The 14192-nt window shown below is 67.7% G+C and carries 20 protein-coding genes; 15 read left to right on the top strand and 5 right to left on the bottom strand.

The genetic code is table 11. From position 1 onward, the window contains the following. Window positions 1-62 precede the first annotated feature (62 nt). A complete protein-coding gene (gene arsM, locus F6Q13_RS07880; RefSeq protein ID WP_293054856.1) occupies window positions 63-848 on the bottom strand; it encodes an arsenite methyltransferase in 786 nt (261 codons plus the stop codon). 84 nt (window positions 849-932) lie between these two features. On the opposite strand from arsM, the gene F6Q13_RS07875 reads away from it, so the two are divergent. The 13 genes from F6Q13_RS07875 (at window position 933) to sppA (ending at window position 8533) form a co-directional block, all read left to right on the top strand. Then, window positions 933-1307, top strand: coding sequence for a helix-turn-helix transcriptional regulator (locus tag F6Q13_RS07875; protein WP_293054854.1), 375 nt, complete (start codon window positions 933-935; stop codon window positions 1305-1307). Between the two features lie 31 nt (window positions 1308-1338). Continuing rightward, the gene (locus tag F6Q13_RS07870) at window positions 1339-2139 is read left to right on the top strand and encodes a phosphatase PAP2 family protein (RefSeq protein ID WP_293054853.1); all 801 of its coding nucleotides are present in this window, start codon (window positions 1339-1341) and stop codon (window positions 2137-2139) included. Window positions 2140-2294: 155 nt separating this feature from the next. Continuing rightward, complete coding sequence (rplN, locus tag F6Q13_RS07865; protein WP_023370951.1) at window positions 2295-2663, top strand: 50S ribosomal protein L14; 369 nt, start codon at window positions 2295-2297, stop codon at window positions 2661-2663. Then, window positions 2664-2981, top strand: a complete 318-nt coding sequence (rplX, locus tag F6Q13_RS07860) for a 50S ribosomal protein L24 (RefSeq protein WP_293054845.1) — start codon at window positions 2664-2666, stop codon at window positions 2979-2981. Further along, a complete protein-coding gene (gene rplE / locus F6Q13_RS07855) occupies window positions 2981-3544 on the top strand; it encodes a 50S ribosomal protein L5 (RefSeq protein ID WP_293054843.1) in 564 nt (187 codons plus the stop codon). The genes rplX and rplE overlap by 1 nt, the downstream gene beginning before the upstream one ends. A gap of 2 nt (window positions 3545-3546) precedes the next feature. Then, window positions 3547-3732, top strand: a complete 186-nt coding sequence (locus F6Q13_RS07850) for a type Z 30S ribosomal protein S14 (RefSeq protein WP_293054841.1) — start codon at window positions 3547-3549, stop codon at window positions 3730-3732. A 21-nt stretch (window positions 3733-3753) separates the two neighbouring features. Then, on the top strand, window positions 3754-4152 hold the full coding sequence (rpsH, locus tag F6Q13_RS07845; RefSeq protein WP_293054839.1) for a 30S ribosomal protein S8: 399 nt from the start codon (window positions 3754-3756) through the stop codon (window positions 4150-4152). Between the two features lie 11 nt (window positions 4153-4163). Then, the gene (gene rplF, locus F6Q13_RS07840; protein ID WP_293054838.1) at window positions 4164-4703 is read left to right on the top strand and encodes a 50S ribosomal protein L6; all 540 of its coding nucleotides are present in this window, start codon (window positions 4164-4166) and stop codon (window positions 4701-4703) included. Window positions 4704-4705: 2 nt separating this feature from the next. Further along, the gene (gene rplR, locus F6Q13_RS07835; RefSeq protein ID WP_293054836.1) at window positions 4706-5113 is read left to right on the top strand and encodes a 50S ribosomal protein L18; all 408 of its coding nucleotides are present in this window, start codon (window positions 4706-4708) and stop codon (window positions 5111-5113) included. A 37-nt stretch (window positions 5114-5150) separates the two neighbouring features. Beyond that, window positions 5151-5825: a 30S ribosomal protein S5 gene (gene rpsE, locus F6Q13_RS07830; RefSeq protein WP_293054835.1), complete on the top strand. Its 675-nt coding sequence runs from the start codon at window positions 5151-5153 to the stop codon at window positions 5823-5825. A 2-nt stretch (window positions 5826-5827) separates the two neighbouring features. After that, complete coding sequence (gene rpmD / locus F6Q13_RS07825; RefSeq protein WP_293054863.1) at window positions 5828-6019, top strand: 50S ribosomal protein L30; 192 nt, start codon at window positions 5828-5830, stop codon at window positions 6017-6019. After that, the gene (gene rplO / locus F6Q13_RS07820) at window positions 6016-6456 is read left to right on the top strand and encodes a 50S ribosomal protein L15 (protein WP_293054834.1); all 441 of its coding nucleotides are present in this window, start codon (window positions 6016-6018) and stop codon (window positions 6454-6456) included. The genes rpmD and rplO overlap by 4 nt, the downstream gene beginning before the upstream one ends. 283 nt (window positions 6457-6739) lie before the next feature. Beyond that, entirely contained in the window at window positions 6740-8533 is a 1794-nt protein-coding gene (gene sppA, locus F6Q13_RS07815) for a signal peptide peptidase SppA (protein ID WP_293054833.1), read from the top strand. A gap of 17 nt (window positions 8534-8550) precedes the next feature. Here the strand turns inward: sppA and F6Q13_RS07810 are convergent, their stop codons facing one another. After that, complete coding sequence (locus F6Q13_RS07810) at window positions 8551-9453, bottom strand: class I SAM-dependent methyltransferase (RefSeq protein ID WP_293054832.1); 903 nt, start codon at window positions 9451-9453, stop codon at window positions 8551-8553. Between the two features lie 10 nt (window positions 9454-9463). Next, window positions 9464-10399, bottom strand: coding sequence for a class I SAM-dependent methyltransferase (locus tag F6Q13_RS07805; RefSeq protein WP_293054831.1), 936 nt, complete (start codon window positions 10397-10399; stop codon window positions 9464-9466). A 104-nt stretch (window positions 10400-10503) separates the two neighbouring features. Here F6Q13_RS07805 and F6Q13_RS07800 point away from each other — a divergent pair, with 104 nt between their 5' ends. After that, window positions 10504-11268, top strand: coding sequence for an SDR family NAD(P)-dependent oxidoreductase (locus F6Q13_RS07800; RefSeq protein ID WP_367141262.1), 765 nt, complete (start codon window positions 10504-10506; stop codon window positions 11266-11268). After that, on the top strand, window positions 11265-12497 hold the full coding sequence (locus tag F6Q13_RS07795) for a zinc-binding dehydrogenase (RefSeq protein ID WP_293054829.1): 1233 nt from the start codon (window positions 11265-11267) through the stop codon (window positions 12495-12497). Before F6Q13_RS07800 ends, F6Q13_RS07795 begins: the two co-directional genes overlap by 4 nt. A gap of 54 nt (window positions 12498-12551) precedes the next feature. On the opposite strand, the gene F6Q13_RS07790 is transcribed toward F6Q13_RS07795, so the two are convergent. After that, window positions 12552-13208: an L-fuculose-phosphate aldolase gene (locus F6Q13_RS07790; protein ID WP_293054828.1), complete on the bottom strand. Its 657-nt coding sequence runs from the start codon at window positions 13206-13208 to the stop codon at window positions 12552-12554. Then, window positions 13205-14176: an NAD(P)-dependent oxidoreductase gene (locus F6Q13_RS07785; protein WP_293054827.1), complete on the bottom strand. Its 972-nt coding sequence runs from the start codon at window positions 14174-14176 to the stop codon at window positions 13205-13207. The genes F6Q13_RS07790 and F6Q13_RS07785 overlap by 4 nt, the downstream gene beginning before the upstream one ends. Between the last annotated feature and the right edge of the window lie 16 nt (window positions 14177-14192).

Here is a 14192-nt window from a genome sequence, read left to right as displayed (position 1 = left end):
CCATGCGTGAGGCACCAACCACCGCTTCGCGCTCACTTTTAGCTGAGGCACCTCGGCGGGTGCTAGACCGCTGCGGCGGGTTTGGTGGCGCGGACGATCGCGCCGTGCATCCCGTCAGCCACCTGGTGGGTGAACGTGACTGACGCCTCGATGAATCCGGCTGCGGCCAGCCCATCGAGATACTCCTGCCTGGACAACGCGCCGGCGATGCAGCCGACGTAGGAGCCGCGTTCGGCGCGCTCGGCCGGGCTCAGATGGTCCTCGGCGACCACGTCGTCGATACCGATCCTGCCCCCGGGGACCAAGACGCGAAACATCTCGGCGAGCACGGCGGGCTTGTCGGCCGACAGGTTGATCACGCAGTTGGAGATGACCACATCGACCGAGGCGTCGGACAGCGGGATGTCCTCGATGGTGCCCTTGCGGAACTCGACGTTGGTGACCCCGGCCCTGGCCTTATTCGCCTCGGCCAGGGCCAGCATCTCGTCGGTCATGTCGATCCCGTAGGCAAACCCGCTCGGCCCGACCCGGCGCGCCGACAGCAGCACATCGATGCCGCCGCCGGAACCCAGGTCCAGCACGCGTTCACCCGGGTGCAAGTCGGCGACCGCGGTCGGATTGCCGCAGCCCAGGCTGGCCGCGAGGGCCTCGGCAGGCAACTCGGTGTGCTCATCGGCGCCATAGAGCCCGGCGCCGAAGATGTTGCCGACGTCGACCGCCTCGCTCGATCCACAACAGCTCGCCGCGGTGAGCACGTCGCTGTTGGTGGCGCCGTTGGCCAGCGCGGCGGCAGCCGCGGCGTAGCGCTCGCGAACCTGCTCGCGCAGCTCGTGGTTGTCGGTGGTCATCTGGCCCGCTCCTTTCATCGACAGATATCTATGGGACCGAGTGTAGACATCGACTCCTGTCAATGCCTGTGTCATGCTGTGATCATGCCCACCTCGGTCGCGTCCGCCACCGAACCCGACAGTTCGCCGCTCGTGGCCGACCTCACGGCCTGCTGCAGCCCGATCACCGGCGGCGTGTTCGACACGGTGGCTGCCGAGCGGTTGGCCGGGGTGCTCAAAGCGCTGGCCGAGCCCACTCGGCTGCGGCTGATGTCGCTGATCGCCGATCACGACGGGGCCGAGGCGTGCGTATGCGAGCTGACCGCGCCGGTCGGGTTGTCTCAGCCGACGGTGTCCCATCATCTCAAGGTCCTGGTCGAGGCCGGTCTGCTGGAACGCACCCAGCGCGGCAAATGGGCGTACTACCGGGTGGTGCCCGCCGCTCTCGATGCGCTGGCCGGGGTGTTCGCCCGCGCGTGACGGCGCCGTGAACTTACCGGGTGACTAGCGGATGAGCATCATCGGACTGGGCCTGTTCGCCGCGCTGATCGGCGGGTACCTGCTGGCTCGCCTCCGGCGGCACCCGCGGGTAGCCCCACTCATCGAGGCGCGACTGTCCACCGAGCGCTGGACGGGCCGGCCGCTGACCCTGGTGATCGTGGCCGCGGGCGGGTCCGCCTGGATATTCGCCGGCGTCGCCCGAGACGTCGTCGAGCACGACGGGGTGGCGCGGTATGACCCACGGTGGCACAGTTTTCTCATCGACCACCGCTCGGCCGGCAGCATCTACGCCGCTCGTGTGCTGACCTACCTAGGCAGCAACGTCGTCGCTGACCTGGTGGTCGTGGCGGCGGTGATATGGGCACTCCGGCGTGGCCGCTACTGGCCGGCGATCACGGCGATACCGCTGCTGTTCCTCGGACAACTCCTGCGGTGGGCGCTGGCGGTGTTCATTCACCGGCCACGCCCACCCCGGCCGGACTGGCTGGCGAGCGCGCAGGGCTACGCCTTTCCCTCCGGGCACACGACCACCGCGGTCCTGGCGTGGGGACTGGTGCTCGCGGTGACCTGGCCGTGGTTGACCGGCCGCGGCCGAGCAGCGGCGGTGGTCGTCGTGTCGGCCGTGGCCGTGGTGGTCGGCGCGACGCGCGCTTATCTGGGCGTGCACTGGCCGTCCGATGTGCTCGGCGGCTGGGCGCTGGGCGGCTTGCTGCTGACCCTGGCCGTGACCGGGCTATCGCTGTTGCGGGTCCGCTTCCTGGCTGCCGCCGAGGCGGATTTGGCGCCCGGTGCGCCGTCACCTAGACTCTAGGGGTTGCCGTGGGCAGACCTCGGCCGGCGTGTTCCTTCGATCTTCAGCCGGCCCCGCGTGCCTTTCGGCGATGAAGAGCACATACGTCAGGCCACGACGGCGCCCTCTGCCGTGCACGCGCGTCAACCGGGCCCGGAAGGTGTAGGAGAGATCTGGTGATTCAGCAGGAATCGCGGCTGAAGGTAGCCGACAACACCGGCGCCAAGGAGATCTTGTGCATCCGGGTGCTCGGCGGCTCGTCGCGGCGCTACGCCGGGATCGGCGACGTGATCGTGGCGACAGTCAAAGACGCCATCCCCGGTGGCAACGTCAAGCGGGGTGACGTGGTGAAGGCCGTGGTGGTGCGCACCGCCAAGGAGCGGCGCCGCCCCGACGGCAGCTACATCAAGTTCGACGAGAACGCTGCGGTGATCATCAAACCCGACAATGACCCGCGCGGAACCCGCATCTTCGGCCCGGTCGGCCGCGAACTGCGGGAGAAGCGGTTCATGAAGATCATCTCGCTGGCCCCGGAGGTGTTGTAGATGAAGGTCCGCAAGGGCGACACCGTGCTGGTCATCTCCGGCAAAGACAAAGGCGCCAAAGGCAAGGTGCTGCAGGCTTATCCCGCTCGCAACAAGGTGCTCGTGGAGGGCGTCAACCGGATCAAGAAGCACACCGCGATCTCGACCAACCAGCGCGGCGTGCGTTCTGGCGGCATCATCACCCAGGAAGCACCGATCCACGTTTCCAACGTGATGGTCGTGGACTCCGACGGCAAGCCCACCCGCATCGGCTACCGATTCGACGAGGAGACCGGCAAAAAGGTCCGTATCTCCAAGCGCAACGGCAAGGACATCTGATGACGACGGCAGAAAAAGTTGCCCCGCGGCTCAAGGTGCGCTACCGCGATGAAATCCGGGATTCGCTCCAAAAGCAGTTCAACTACCGCAACGTGATGCAGATCCCGACCGTGGTCAAGGTCGTCGTCAATATGGGTGTGGGCGAAGCCGCCCGGGATGCCAAGCTGATCAATGGGGCGGTCAACGACTTGGCGCTGATCACCGGGCAGCGACCGGAAATCAGGCGGGCTCGCAAGTCGATCGCGCAGTTCAAGCTGCGCGAGGGTATGCCGGTCGGGGCCCGGGTCACCCTGCGGGGCGACCGGATGTGGGAGTTCCTCGACCGGCTCACTTCCATTGCGCTGCCACGTATCCGGGACTTCCGCGGGCTCTCACCCAAGCAGTTCGACGGGGCCGGCAATTACACGTTCGGATTGTCCGAGCAGTCGGTGTTCCACGAGATCGACGTGGACAAGATCGACCGGACTCGCGGAATGGACATCAGCGTCGTCACCTCGGCGACAACAGACGACGAAGGACGAGCACTGTTGCGCGCCCTCGGCTTCCCGTTCAAGGAGAACTGAAGATGGCGAAAAAGGCTCTGGTCAACAAGGCCGCGCGCACACCGAAGTTCAAAGTCCGCGCCTACACCCGCTGCAGCAAGTGCGGTCGCCCGCATGCGGTGTATCGCAAGTTCGGGTTGTGCCGGATCTGTCTGCGCGAGATGGCGCACGCCGGCGAGCTGCCCGGTGTGCAGAAGAGCAGCTGGTGAGGCAGAGGTGGAGCAGCGACTATGACGATGACGGATCCGATCGCAGACTTTTTGACACGTCTGCGCAACGCCAATGCGGCCTACCACGACGAGGTGCGGTTGCCGCATTCCAAGCTGAAGGCCAACATCGCCGAGATCCTCAAGAACGAGGGCTATATCAGCGACTACCGCACCGAGGACGCACGGGTCGGCAAGGCGCTGGTGATCCAGCTCAAGTACGGCCCCAGCCGGGAACGCAGCATCGCCGGTCTGCGCAGGGTGTCCAAACCGGGTCTGCGGGTATATGCGAAAGCGACCAACTTGCCGCGAGTGCTCGGCGGCCTCGGGGTGGCAATCATCTCGACCTCCTCGGGCCTGCTCACCGACCGTCAGGCGGCCAGACAGGGCGTCGGCGGCGAAGTCGTCGCGTACGTGTGGTGAGGGAGACCTAGATGTCACGCATTGGCAAACGGCCGATTCCGGTGCCCTCCGGAGTCGACGTGACGATCGACGGACAGAAGGTTGCGGTGAAGGGCCCCAAGGGCGCCCTGGAGCTCAAGGTGTCCGAGCCGCTCCGCATCGCGCGCGATGACGACGGCGCGATCGTGGTTACCCGCCCCGACGACGAGCGTCGCAACCGGGCGCTGCACGGCCTGAACCGCACCCTGGTGGCGAACCTGATCACCGGGGTCTCGCAGGGCTACACCACCAAGATGGAGATTTTCGGTGTGGGCTACCGCGTGCAGCTCAAAGGTGCCGACCTGGAGTTCGCGCTCGGATACAGCCATCCCGTGGTGGTCAAGGCGCCCGAGGGCATCACTTTTTCGGTGGAAACGCCGACGAAGTTCTCGATCTCCGGGATCGACAAGCAAAAGGTCGGCCAAGTAGCGGCTAACATCCGCCGGTTGCGCAAATCGGACCCCTACAAGGGCAAGGGTGTGCGCTACGAGGGTGAGCAGATCCGCCGCAAGGTCGGAAAGACAGGTAAGTAGCTATGGCGCAATCACAACCTGGAGCTCTGGCCCGCACAACGACGGGACAGAGCATCTCCGCTGTCCGCCGGACCGCCCGCCTGCGCAGACACGCCCGGCTGCGCAAGAAGATCTCGGGCACCGCCGAGCGTCCGCGGCTCGTAGTGCACCGCTCGTCCCGACACATTCACGTGCAACTGGTCAACGACCTCAATGGCACCACGCTGGCCGCGGCCTCGTCGATCGAGGCCGACGTGCGCGCGGTGGACGGTGACAAGAAAGCCCACAGCGTGCGGGTCGGGCAGTTGATCGCCGAGCGGGCCAAGGCCGCCGGGATCGACACCGTAGTATTCGACCGCGGCGGCTACACCTACGGCGGACGCATCGCCGCGCTTGCCGATGCGGCCCGCGCCAGCGGGTTGAAGTTCTGATGATCGACTTGGCAAACGTGACGGGAAGGACCGCGTGATGACGGAGCAGCCGACTTCAGGGGCCGTCGCGGCGGATACCGCCAGCCTGACCCGCAGCGAAGGGCGTGAGAGCCGGGGACGGCGCGACGATCGCGGCGGCCGCAGCCGGGAGCGCGAGCGCGATGGCAGCAACTACCTCGAGCGGGTTGTCGCGATCAACCGGGTTTCGAAGGTGGTCAAAGGTGGACGTCGATTCAGCTTCACCGCGTTGGTGATCGTCGGTGACGGGAACGGGATGGTCGGCGTCGGCTACGGCAAGGCCAAAGAGGTTCCGGCGGCGATCGCCAAAGGCGTCGAGGAAGCCCGCAAGAACTTCTTCCGGGTGCCGTTGATCGGGGGCACGATCACCCATCCGGTGCAGGGCGAGGCAGCCGCCGGTGTGGTGCTGCTGCGCCCGGCCAGCCCCGGTACCGGGGTGATCGCCGGTGGCGCTGCGCGGGCGGTGCTCGAATGCGCCGGTGTGCACGACATTTTGGCTAAGTCGCTGGGCAGCGACAACGCAATCAACGTGGTGCACGCCACGGTGGCCGCGCTCAAGCTGCTGCAGCGGCCCGAGGAGGTGGCCGCCCGGCGTGGGCTGCCCCTCGAGGACGTCGCGCCGGCCGGCATGCTCAAGGCGCGCCGGGAAAGCGCGACGCTGGCCGCAGTTGCAGCGCGTGAAGGAACGGCATGACGATGGCGGAACTGAAAATCACCCAGGTGCGCAGCGCGATCGGTGCCCGTTGGAAGCAGCGGGAGAGCCTGCGCACCCTAGGGCTCCGCAAGATTCGCCAATCGGTGATCCGCGAGGACGATGCCGCGACGCGCGGCTTGATCGCCGTGGTACGCCACCTGGTGGAAGTCGAGCCGGCGGAGGCAACCAAATGACGATCAAACTGCATGACCTGCGACCCGCGCCCGGCTCGAAGACCAAGCGCACGCGTGTCGGTCGCGGGGAGGGCTCCAAGGGTAAGACCGCCGGCCGCGGCACGAAGGGCACCAAAGCCCGCAAGACCGTTCCGGTGGCCTTCGAGGGTGGCCAGATGCCGATTCACATGCGGCTGCCCAAGCTCAAGGGCTTTCGCAATCGGTTCCGCACCGAATACGAGATCGTCAACGTCGGTGACATCAATCGGCTATTCCCGCAGGGCGGTTCGATCGGCGTGGAGGAGCTGGTCGCCGCGGGGGCGGTGCGCAAGAATTCACTGGTCAAGGTGCTCGGTGACGGCAAATTGTCGGTCAAGGTCGAGGTGAGCGCGCACAAGTTCAGCGGCACCGCGCGGGAGAAGATCGTCGCCGCGGGCGGCACGGCAATCGAGCTCTAGGTCTGCGGCCGGGGCGCGGCGACTTCGAGCACCATCGGGTGGTTAAACTGCGGCACGCCCTCGCAGTCACCTCCGCCACGTGAGTCGCTGTGCCGCCCTCCGCCCGATGTGCCCGCCTCTGAGCGACTAGCGGCATCGAGCACGACTCGCCAGACGCCGGAGTCGCTCGAAGGCGGGCAAAAAGGCACTCGACTTGGTGGGTTACTGCTGTGGTTGGTGTGACTCACTTCGCCGTGCCGGCTGTGCCCCTGCGACGCCACCGGTCGTCGGTAGGCTGGGGAGTATGTTTGCCCTCGTGCCCGCCCCGCCAGGCATCGACGAGGTGCGTGCTCTCGCTCGCCGGGTCGACACCGCCCGCCACCGCGGCGTCCCCAAGGGGTGCGTGCTCGATCTGGAGCTGCGGGCAGCTCCGCCGGAGTCCGGCAGCTTCGACCCGCTGGCGATCATCGCCGGCGGTGGGCGGCCGCTGGTGCTGCGCGACGCGGTGGCCGCGATCCACCGGGCCGCCGACGACCCGCGGGTAGCCGGGCTGATCGCGCGGATACAGTTCGCGGGCGCGGCGCCCGGGCCGATTCAGGAATTACGCGAGGCGATCGCCGCGTTTACCGCCGTCAAGCCGTCGCTGGCCTGGGCCGAGACCTATCCGGGCACCCTGTCCTACTACCTGGCAACGGCGTTTCGCGAGGTGTGGATGCAACCGTCGGGGACCGTCGGGTTGATCGGCTTCGCCACCCACGCCCTGTTCCTGCGTGAGGCCCTTGACAAGCTCGGTATCGAAGCGCAATTCGTTGCTCGCGGCGAATACAAATCGGCGGCGAACCTTTTCACCCAGGATCGTTACACCGACGCGCACCGGGAGGCCGACACCCGGCTGCTGGAGAGCCTGCGCACCCAGGTATGGCAGGCGGTCGCCGACGCGCGCAGGCTCGATTACGACACCCTCGACGCGCTGGCGGACCGTGCGCCGCTGCTGCGCGATGACGCCGTGCATGCCGGGCTCGTCGACCGTATCGGTTTCGGGGACCAGGCCTACGACCGGATCGCCGAACTTGTCGGCAACGGAGCTACGTCGTCGGAGGCCGGGAACGCCGACAGCGACTCCGGCCCGCCGCGGCTCTCGCTGGCGCGCTATGCCCGCGCAACCGGGTCGCAACCGGCACCGCCGTTGCCGCCGATTCCGGGCCGCCGTCCCAAGCCGACCATCGCTGTCATCACCGTGGCCGGTCCGATCGTCAGCGGGCGGGGCGGCCCGCGGGGGCTGCCACTGGGCCGGTCCAGCGCGGGCGGGGACACCATCGCCGCGGCGCTGCGTTCGGCCGCCGCCGACGACACGGTGTCGGCGATCGTGTTGCGCGTCGACAGCCCCGGCGGGACCGTCACCGCGTCGGAAACCATCTGGCGCGCCGTGACCAGGGCGCGATCCCGCGGCAAGCCGGTGGTGGCGTCACTGGGTGCCGTGGCCGCTTCCGGCGGTTACTACGTGTCGATGGGCGCCGACGCGATCGTGGCCAACCCGGGCACGATCACCGGTTCGATCGGCGTGATCGCCGGCAAGCTGATAGCCCGTGAACTCAAAGAGCGGCTGGGTATTGGCTCAGACACGGTGCGCACCAACGCTAATGCCGATGCCTGGTCGAGCGACGCGCCATTTACTCCGCAACAGCAGGCCCAGGTCGAGGCCGAAGCGGAGCTGTGTTACCGCGATTTCGTGCAGCGGGTCGCCGAGAGTCGTCACCTGAGCACGCGGGCGGTCGACATGGTGGCCCGCGGTCGGGTGTGGACCGGTGCCGACGCGCTCGAACGCGGCCTGGTCGACGAATTAGGCGGCCTGCGCACCGCGCTGCGCCGGGCCAAGGTGCTGGCCGGTCTCGACGCGGACGCCGCGGTGCGCGTCGTCGGCTACCCGGGATCCTCGCTGTGGGACTTCCTGCGGCCACATCCGGCATCGTTGCCTGCTGCGCCGTTAACGGAGGTGCTCGGTGCGCTGATCGGCCAGGCCGCTGCGAACCTGGTGGAGCAGGCCGAACAGATGTTCACCGGTGCCGCCGCGCTGTGGCTGGGAAACGCGCTGCTTTAGCCCGGAGCTGACCCGCGCTAGCTCAGGGTTGCCGAGACGTAGCTCATTTCGCCGAAGCTGGCTGTCATCTCCTCCTCGGGGTACGCGAATCCGTGGCGTTCCCACAGCTGCTTGGCCGGATACGCGGTGACCTGCCAGCCGTGATCGGTGAGATAATCCACGACGACGCTGCGCTGACCCAGATAGAACAGCTCGGCAGCATCGAAGTCGAAACCGAAGCGCTGCCAGCGTTCGTTGATGCGCTGCACGCGCTCGTTGGTGAACGCATGCGGATCGGGGAGATGCTCGGTGGCCAGCCGGCTGCCCGGTGCGCTGAGGGCGGTGATGTTGTCGAACAATCGGTCCTGGGCCTCCGGCGGAAGATAGGGCAACAACCCTTCGGCGCTCCATGCGGTCGGCTGAGTGACATCAAAACCGCTCGCCCGCAGCGCGGTTGGCCAGTCGTCGCGCAAGTCGATGCCGACCGGGCGGCGTTCGGCGCTCGGAGTGGCGCCCAGATCGGCCAGCGTGGTGGTTTTGAACTCGACGACCCGGGGCTGGTCGATCTCGTAGACCACGGTGCCGTCCGGCCAGCGCAGCCGATACGCCCGGGTGTCCAGACCGGAGGCCAAAATGACCGCCTGACGCACTCCGGCACCGGTGGCAGAGGTGAAGAAGTCGTCGAAAAACCTTGTTCGCACGGTGATCTGCTGGGTCCTGGTCTTGCGATTCAACAGCGGATCGTCCTCGAAGCTGATCTCCCCGTCGATGATGCGGACAAAGGGATCGAGGCCGACCGCGCGGACCAGCGGGTCGGCGAAGGGGTCATCGAGCAGGGCGTCGGGTCCCTGGGAGGCCAGCGCGCGCGATGCGGCGACCATGGTCGCCGTGGCGCCCACGCTGGTGGCCAGGTCCCAGCTGTCGTTGTCGGTGCGTGCCATCAGGTGCCTCCTAGGCGTCGGGATTGAGGGTTCCGCTGACGTAGCGCATCTCGGCGAAGGGAAGGTCCTCGTCGATCGGCGGAAGGTTGTAGGCGGCGAACAGATCCCGCACGCTGCTGCCGGTCATCTGCCAACCGTGTCCGGACAGGTAGGCCGCGGCCTCGTTGCGGTCGCCGAAGTAGACCAGTTGAGTCATGTCGAGGTCCAGACCGTGCTTGCGGAAGCGCTCAGAGGCGCGCCGCATCCGCTCCTTGATCCGGTCCTCGTCGGCCGGATCGGCGTTGGGAGCGCTTTCGGTGGCAAAGCGGCTGTTGGGTGCGCTGAGCGCGGTGATGTTGTCCAGCAGCCGGTCCTGCGCCTCCGGCGGCAGGTAGCCCAGCAGGCCTTCGGCGCTCCACGCGGTCGGCCGGCCCGGATCGAACCCGGCCGCCCGCAGCGCAGCCGGCCAGTCCTCGCGCAGATCGATCGCTACGGCGCGCCGGTCGGCGCTGGGGTGGGCACCCAGCTTGGCGAGCGTGCGGGTTTTGAACTCGATGACCGCAGGCTGGTCGACCTCGAATACCACCGTCCCGGCCGGCCAGGGCAGCCGGTAGGCGCGGGCGTCCAGTCCGGAGGCCAGGATGACGACCTGGCGGATGCCTGAGTTCGTCGCGTCGGTGAAGAAGTCGTCGAAGAACTTGGTTCGCGCCGCCATGGTGTCGCTCATGCGGTCCAGGCCGGCCCGGTCGTCGTCGTCCTGCAGATCGGCGGGTGTCAGTGCGCCGCTGGCCATCCGGCGGAACACGTCCACACCGACCGCGGCGACCAGCGGCGCGGCGAACGGGTCGTTGATCAGGGGGCGTTCGGCGGCGGTTGCCATCGCCCGCGCCGCGGCCACCATCGTGGCCGTCGCGCCGACGCTCGAAGCCAGGTCCCAGGTGTCGTTATCGGTCCTTGTCATCGTCAATCACTCTCCAACACTCGCCAACCCTCGCTCGCTTTTATTTAGCCAGTATAACTTAAGATGCCGTCGCGGGCCACTTGAGGCATGCTGTGGCCGTGACTTACTCGATCGCGGGCAAGCGGGTATTGATCACCGGGGCATCGTCGGGGGTGGGTGCTGCGCTGGCCCGGCGACTGGCCGCGGGCAACGCGGTGGTCGGACTGATCGCGCGCCGCCGGGATCGACTCGAGGCAGTACTGGACGACTGTCGGCGCAACTCACCGGCCTCGCAGATGTGGGTTGCCGACCTGGCCGATACCGGTGCCATCGAGCGCCTGGCGCTGCACGCCTGCGACCAGCTCGGCGGCATCGACGTCCTGGTGAACAACGCGGCGATCCCCAAACGCCGCATGGTCACCCGGTTGGATCCCGACGACGTGGAGGCGGTCATGCGGGTCAACTTCTTCGCGCCGATGCGGCTCACGCTGGCCGTGTTGCCGCACATGCTGGCCCGCGGCGACGGCGTGATCGTCAATGTGTCCAGTATGGGTGGGCGGCTGGGCATCATTCACGAAGCCGCCTACTGTGCCAGCAAGTTCGCGCTATGCGGGTGGAGTGAGTCGATGGCGGTCGACCTGCACGGCACCGGTGTGTCGGTGAAGCTGATCGAGCCGGGGCCGGTCGACACCGAGATCTGGGAGCAGCCCGATAACGACGACCCGCTCTATGACGGGCCGAAGGTGCCGGCCGACGAGGTAGCCGATGGCATCGTCGCGGCGCTGGGCAGTGATCGTTTCGAACACTACCTGCCGGACATGAAGGCTGTCGTCGACGTCAAGAACGCCGACCTCGACGGCTACATCGCCGGTGCGGCAGCGATGGCCCGGCGATGAAGGCGCTGGTGTACGGGGTGCCGCCCGAGCCGTTCGAGGTGCCCGAGCCCGCCACGACGCTGGCGCAGAACCTCGCGCACACCCCGACGGCGCTGCGTGACGTTCCCGACCCGGTTCTGCTGCATGAGGACTGGGTGATCACCCGGCCGCGTCTGAGCGGGATCTGCGGGTCGGATTCCAAACAGATCCTGCTCGACTTCGGCGAGGGTGACACCGACAACGCGATGGCCGCGTTCTGCTCGTTCCCGCAAGTCATGGGCCATGAGGTGGTCGCGGACGTGGTCACCGTCGGGCCGAAAGCCCGTGGACTGCAGGTCGGGCAGCGAGTGGTGCTCAACCCGTGGCTGTCCTGCGGGCCGCGCGGCATCCAACCGCCGTGCCCGGCATGTGAGAGCGGTGACTACAGTCTGTGCTGGAGCTTCACCGACGGCGACATCAAACCCGGCATCCACACCGGCGTGTCGGCCGACGTGACGGGCGGCTACGCCGAGTTGATGCCGGCGCACGACAGCATGCTGTTTGTGGTGCCCGAGTCGGTGCCCGATGAACTGGCCGTGTTCGCCGACCCGTTTTCGGTGTCGCTGCATGCGATCACCCGGCATCCGCCGCCGCCTTCCGGGCGGGCGGTGGTCTACGGCGCGGGTTCGTTGGGGCTGTGCGCGGTCGCGATCCTGCGAGCTCTCTACCCGGACGTCGCGGTGGCGGTGGTGGCGCGCTTCGATGCCCAGGCCGAGCTGGCCCGCCGGTTCGGCGCGGCATTGGTCGTGCCCCACGAGCCGCGATTGGCTGTGGTTGAAGAGTTGACCGCCTGGGGCGGTGGCCGGTTGCGCCAGCCGTTACAAGGGCTGCCGATGGCCTATCCCGGGGCGGTCGACGTCGTCTACGACACCGTCGGCAAACCGGAAACCTTCGAGGTCGGGGTGCGGGTGCTCCGGGCGCGCGGCACCTTGGTGAAGGCCGGTGTGCACGCGCCCGGTCGGTGGGAGTGGAGCCCGCTGTATTTCAAAGAGATCAACTGGGTGGGCTCCAACGCCTTCGGCGTCGAGGAGATCGACGGGGTGCGCAAGCACGCGATCGCGCACTATCTCGATCTGGTGGTCGACGGCCGGATCGACCTGCGGCCCATGCTGACCCACACCTTCGCCTTGCAGCAGTGGCGGGAGGCTTTCCTCGCGATCGCCAATCAGGGTGACAGCGGAGCCGTCAAGGTCGCCTTCGACCAGCGGTAGGCCGGGGCTCGGGTGGGGGACTTGCGGTTGGTCGAGGTCGCAGCCGGGTAAGCCCTACATCGGGTGGGCGCGCAGATATGTATAGATTCCGGCGAAGCCGGCATTGACATCGTCGGGAAGTGGCACCGGACCGCCTAAAGCTTTTGCCCCCCAGACGATTTGAGCAGTGCGCTCCACGAGGGCGGTGACGTGCAGCGCCTTGTCGGGCCGCGGCCCCACGGCCACCATCCCGTGGTTGGCGATCAGCGCGGCCGCCCGGCCTTGCAGCGCCTTGACGGCGTTCGCGCCGACGTCGGCAGTACCGGACGCGGCGTACTCGGTACACCGGATCTCCCCGCCGCAGTACACCGCAAACTCGTCGATGCACGCCGGAATCGGCTGATGCGCAATCGCGAACATGGTGGCCCACACCGGGTGGCTGTGGATCACGCTGCCGATGTCGTCGAAAGCCTGATAACAGGCCAGGTGCAGTTTCATTTCCGTGGACGGGGACCGGCCGTCGGCGGCCTGCAGCACCGCGCCGTCGGGGTCCACCAGCACCAGGTCGTCGAGAGTCATCTCGGAGTAGTCGACCGACGACGGGGTGATGACGAGGTTGCCGTCCTCGCGGCGCGCCGAAATGTTGCCGGCCGTCCCCTCGACCAAGCCACGCCGCAGCATGTCCTTGGCCGCGGCCAGCACCGCGGCTTCGGGGTTCTGCACGAATCTCATGACGCCAACACCTCCGGATTGACGATATGGGTCGGTCTGCCGCCGGTCAGCAGCGCCTCCAGGTCGTCGGCGACCATCTGCGCCTGCCGCGCCTCAGTGTTCCACGTCGCACCCCCGATATGCGGGGTGAGCACGACATTGGGCATGCCGACCAGCGGATGGTCGGCCGGCAGCCACTCACCGACGAAATGATCGAGCCCCGCGGCGGCGACCTTGCCGCTGCGCAGCGCCTCGACGAGCGCGTCGGTGTCATGCAGCTGGGCCCGCGCGGTGTTGAGGAACACCACTCCGTCGCGCATCGCGGCGAACTGCTTGGCGCCGATCAGCCCGGCGGTCTCGGCGGTGACCGGCGCGTGCAGCGACACGATGTCGGCCTCGGCGAGCAACTCGTCGAGGCCATGGGTGGCCTCGTCGTTGTACGGGTCGTAGGCGACCACCCGCACGCCCAGCCCGCGCAGCCGCCATTGCACGGCCCGGCCGACGGCACCGAGTCCGACCAGCCCGGCGGTGCGGCCGGCGACTTCGGCCGCCCTGAACCGCTGGTAAGGAATCGTGCCGTCGCGGAACACGTTCCCGGCTCGCACGTCGGCGTCGGCGCTCAGCACGTGGCGGGTGGCGGCGAACAGCAGTGCGAGGGTCATCTCGGCGACGGCATCAGCGTTGCGGCCCGGGGTGGACAGCACCGGAATCCCGGCCGCGGTCGCGCCCGGGATGTCGACGTTGTTGGGATCGCCCCGGGTGGCGGCGATCGCGCGCAGACCCAGCTCGAACACCGGGCCGCCGACCATGTCGCTTTCCACCACGACGACGTCGGCACCCTCGGCAGAAATCCGGTCGGCCAACTGCTCGGCGGTGTAGATCCGCAGCGGCCGTTGGTCGATCCACGGGTCGTAGACCACCTCGGTCAATCGCCGTAGCTTGTCGAATCCCTCGCCCCGCAGCGGGGCCGTCACCAAAGCACGTGTCATGACTGCCAATGCTGGC

The organism is Mycobacterium sp. (genome assembly GCF_008709575.1).
Taxonomy (GTDB): Bacteria; Actinomycetota; Actinomycetes; order Mycobacteriales; family Mycobacteriaceae; genus Mycobacterium.
The sequence above is the reverse complement of the archived record's forward strand: the minus strand, read 5'-3'. Positions and strand labels throughout refer to the sequence as shown.

Excerpts from the sequence above, each read along its gene's own strand:
- F6Q13_RS07850 (WP_293054841.1), top strand. The coding sequence starts at position 3,547 with ATGGCGAAAAAGGCTCTGGTCAACAAGGCCGCGCGCACACCGAAGTTC.
- rplR (WP_293054836.1), top strand. The coding sequence starts at position 4,706 with ATGGCGCAATCACAACCTGGAGCTCTGGCCCGCACAACGACGGGACAG.
- F6Q13_RS07795 (WP_293054829.1), top strand. The coding sequence starts at position 11,265 with ATGAAGGCGCTGGTGTACGGGGTGCCGCCCGAGCCGTTCGAGGTGCCC.
- rpmD (WP_293054863.1), top strand. The coding sequence starts at position 5,828 with ATGGCGGAACTGAAAATCACCCAGGTGCGCAGCGCGATCGGTGCCCGT.
- F6Q13_RS07785 (WP_293054827.1), bottom strand. The coding sequence starts at position 14,176 with ATGACACGTGCTTTGGTGACGGCCCCGCTGCGGGGCGAGGGATTCGAC.
- rpsE (WP_293054835.1), top strand. The coding sequence starts at position 5,151 with ATGACGGAGCAGCCGACTTCAGGGGCCGTCGCGGCGGATACCGCCAGC.
- rplE (WP_293054843.1), top strand. The coding sequence starts at position 2,981 with ATGACGACGGCAGAAAAAGTTGCCCCGCGGCTCAAGGTGCGCTACCGC.
- rplO (WP_293054834.1), top strand. The coding sequence starts at position 6,016 with ATGACGATCAAACTGCATGACCTGCGACCCGCGCCCGGCTCGAAGACC.
- F6Q13_RS07870 (WP_293054853.1), top strand. The coding sequence starts at position 1,339 with ATGAGCATCATCGGACTGGGCCTGTTCGCCGCGCTGATCGGCGGGTAC.
- arsM (WP_293054856.1), bottom strand. The coding sequence starts at position 848 with ATGACCACCGACAACCACGAGCTGCGCGAGCAGGTTCGCGAGCGCTAC.
- F6Q13_RS07790 (WP_293054828.1), bottom strand. The coding sequence starts at position 13,208 with ATGAGATTCGTGCAGAACCCCGAAGCCGCGGTGCTGGCCGCGGCCAAG.
- sppA (WP_293054833.1), top strand. The coding sequence starts at position 6,740 with ATGTTTGCCCTCGTGCCCGCCCCGCCAGGCATCGACGAGGTGCGTGCT.
- F6Q13_RS07875 (WP_293054854.1), top strand. The coding sequence starts at position 933 with ATGCCCACCTCGGTCGCGTCCGCCACCGAACCCGACAGTTCGCCGCTC.
- rplF (WP_293054838.1), top strand. The coding sequence starts at position 4,164 with ATGTCACGCATTGGCAAACGGCCGATTCCGGTGCCCTCCGGAGTCGAC.
- rpsH (WP_293054839.1), top strand. The coding sequence starts at position 3,754 with ATGACGATGACGGATCCGATCGCAGACTTTTTGACACGTCTGCGCAAC.
- F6Q13_RS07810 (WP_293054832.1), bottom strand. The coding sequence starts at position 9,453 with ATGGCACGCACCGACAACGACAGCTGGGACCTGGCCACCAGCGTGGGC.
- rplX (WP_293054845.1), top strand. The coding sequence starts at position 2,664 with ATGAAGGTCCGCAAGGGCGACACCGTGCTGGTCATCTCCGGCAAAGAC.